Consider the following 2,706-nt stretch of genomic DNA (forward strand, 5'->3'; position numbering starts at 1 on the left):
CGCAGGTGGCGGAGAGCCTGATCTTGGGATCGAGGATCTTCTTGGTCTCCGCCATCATCTTCCACTCTTCCTTCGTATAGCCATCCTCCATGAAGACGTCGATGTGGGGGATGACGTTGAAGGCGATCCGCGTCGGGAAGTTCTTCGCGACCAGCTCGTCGTTGGTGTAGACCGCCTTGGTCTGCGAGAACAGTTCGTCCATCGCGTCCTTGCCGGCACCCGACACCGACTGATAGGTCGCCACCACCACGCGCTTGATGACGGCCCTGTCGTGCAGCGGCTTCAGCGCCACCACGAGCTGCGCGGTCGAGCAGTTCGGGTTGGCGATGATGTTCTTCTTGGCGAAGCCGACCGCCGCATCGGCATTGACCTCGGGCACGATCAGCGGCACGTCCGGGTCCATCCGCCAGGCCGACGAATTGTCGATCACGACCGCGCCGGCGGCGCCGATCTTCGGCGACCATTCCTTCGACACCGCGCCGCCCGCCGACATCAGGCAGATGTCGACGTCGGAGAAGTCGTAATGCTCCAGCGCTTTGACCTTCAGGGTGCGGTCGCCATAGGACACCTCGACGCCGACGCTGCGGCGGGACGCCAGCGCCACGACCTCATCGGCGGGGAACTTGCGCTCGTCGAGAATCCCGAGCATTTCCCGTCCGACATTGCCGGTCGCGCCGACCACTGCGACTTTGTAACCCATCATTCACTCTCCGAAGAAAAATGCTTGCCCGCCCCTACCGGGGAAAGGGAAGCGGCAGCGCTTCTATGCGAGAAACGCGGTCAACACAACGTTACCATGGTGGGTCAAACTTTCGATGTCCCTGCTCTGGGCCAACCCGGCCGACCCTTTCCGCACCCCTATCCATCCCGCACTGACGAGCTTCGCCGACGAGCTCTGTGCCACGGTGGCGCGAATCTTCCTCTATGTGGGGACGCTGGCGCTGCTTGCCATCTTCACCATCCATGGCTGGGACCGGCTGCGACTCATGATCGCCGCGCCCGCGGCGCAAATCGGCTGGAGCGTGGCTGGTGACAGCCGCCCCGCCTTCGCGGTCAACCAGCCCAACGGGTCGATCACCTACACCGCGCTGCGCCACGCGATGGGCGGCCGCAAGGACGTGCTGCGCTGGACCGGCAGCGACGACCAGCCGGTCGCCGAGCTCGAAATCTACCGGCCCGGCCGGGAATTCAATCCGGCCCGGCCGATCGAAGCCAGCCTCGCGGCGCGGATGCGCGTCGTGCCGCCGCGGCTGGAGGCGGCCGGCCTCGTCGACAGCAAGTTCGGCCCGGTGGAGCTGGTCGCCCGCCCGGACGCGACCGAGCCGCCGGCCGCCTGTCTCGGTTTCGTCAAGCGCGTCGCCGAGCCGCATCTGCAGATGTCGGGCTGGTCCTGCCGCGGTGACGGCCCAGCCGCGCAACGCGCGGCGATCGGTTGCATGCTCGACCGCCTGGTCCTGCTCGGCGCCGGCAACGAGCCGAAACTGGCGCCGTTGTTCGCCCGCGCCGAGCCCGGCGGCACCGACTGCGCCGGCAGGCCCGCGGACTGGGTCACCGCCGCCGACGAGCCGCAGCTGCGCGGCAGCCTGTAGGCCGGCCGGCCAAACAGCGGTGCCAAGCCGCTGGTTTCCATGCAACTTTTCCGCGAAACGCTGCATTATCCTGGACGGTGTGGCCCAATTGACCTTGTGGCGCCATGGTCGCAGCGCATATTGTGCGCGGCAAACCGTAAATGGCGGCTGCGACCGCGCACAAGGACCTGAGAATGACCTCGAAATTCGCTGCCGTGAACCGACTGGCGCTTTTGGCAGCAGGCGCGGTGATTGCCGCCAGTCTCGTCAGCGCGGCCAGCGCCGAGTCCATGACCTACGACAAGCGCGGCCGTGTGACCTATGGTCCCGGCGGCCCCAATGTCGTCGTGCAGCAGGGCCGCACCCGCCTTTATATCAGCAAGCGTTCCTGGCTCGACGCCGGTACCGAGGTGCTGCCGGGCGACCGCAAGTTCCAGGACTATGCCTTCCCGTCGGAGTACGGCCTGCCGACCTTCGCGCGCTCGAACGGCAACCGCACGATCGACCGTCACCCGATGAATCCGCCCTCCGACATGGGCGGCTATCCGACCGGCTACCCGATCCCGGAGGAGTTCTACCCGTCGCATTATTGATTCGGATTCGGTTCGGGTAGACCGAACGGGGACGTCACCATGGCCGGACTCGTCCCGGCCATTTTGCGTTGAGCGCGCAGCCCGCATGAGCGCCAGCGACCTGCGGGTCGACGAGCGGAGGACCCGGATATCGCTGCGCTCATCCGGGCTACGAGCCGCACGCCATCACGCGTGCAGCGCGTCGAGCTCCTTCAAAATCGCCTCGCCCATCCCGGTGGTCGAGACCGCCGTAGTGCCTTCGGACCTGATGTCCGCGGTGCGCAGGCCCTTGGCCAGCACGGCGGCGATCGCGGCCTCGACCTTGTCGGCAAGCGGGCCCATGTCGAAGGAATAGCGCAGCGCCATCGCGAACGAGGCGATCATCGCGATCGGATTGGCCGCGCCCTTGCCCGCGATATCCGGCGCCGAGCCGTGCACGGGCTCATACAGCGCCTTGCTGCGTTTGGTGCGCGGATCGACGTCGCCGAGCGAGGCCGACGGCAGCATGCCGAGCGATCCGGTCAGCATCGCCGCGATATCGGACAGCATGTCGCCAAACAGATTGT

General features: G+C 66.6%; 4 protein-coding genes. 2 read left to right on the forward strand and 2 right to left on the reverse strand.

The annotated features are described in order from the left end of the window. Positions 1 to 700, reverse strand: a 700-nt coding sequence (locus JOY90_RS20905) for an aspartate-semialdehyde dehydrogenase (protein ID WP_291693006.1), incomplete at its 3' end; no start/stop codon positions are given. Between the two features lie 115 nt (positions 701 to 815). Here JOY90_RS20905 and JOY90_RS20910 point away from each other — a divergent pair. Both JOY90_RS20910 and JOY90_RS20915 read left to right on the forward strand, forming a co-directional pair. Further along, positions 816 to 1,589, forward strand: a complete 774-nt coding sequence (locus JOY90_RS20910; RefSeq protein ID WP_291693007.1) for a hypothetical protein — start codon at positions 816 to 818, stop codon at positions 1,587 to 1,589. Positions 1,590 to 1,762: 173 nt separating this feature from the next. After that, positions 1,763 to 2,161 (forward strand): hypothetical protein, encoded by a 399-nt coding sequence (locus JOY90_RS20915; protein WP_291693008.1) that lies wholly within the window; start codon positions 1,763 to 1,765, stop codon positions 2,159 to 2,161. A gap of 165 nt (positions 2,162 to 2,326) precedes the next feature. Here the strand turns inward: JOY90_RS20915 and JOY90_RS20920 are convergent. Further along, positions 2,327 to 2,706, reverse strand: a 380-nt coding sequence (locus JOY90_RS20920) for an isocitrate/isopropylmalate family dehydrogenase (RefSeq protein WP_291693009.1), incomplete at its 5' end; no start/stop codon positions are given.

This window comes from Bradyrhizobium sp. (assembly GCF_019242285.1).
GTDB lineage: Bacteria > Pseudomonadota > Alphaproteobacteria > Rhizobiales > Xanthobacteraceae > Bradyrhizobium.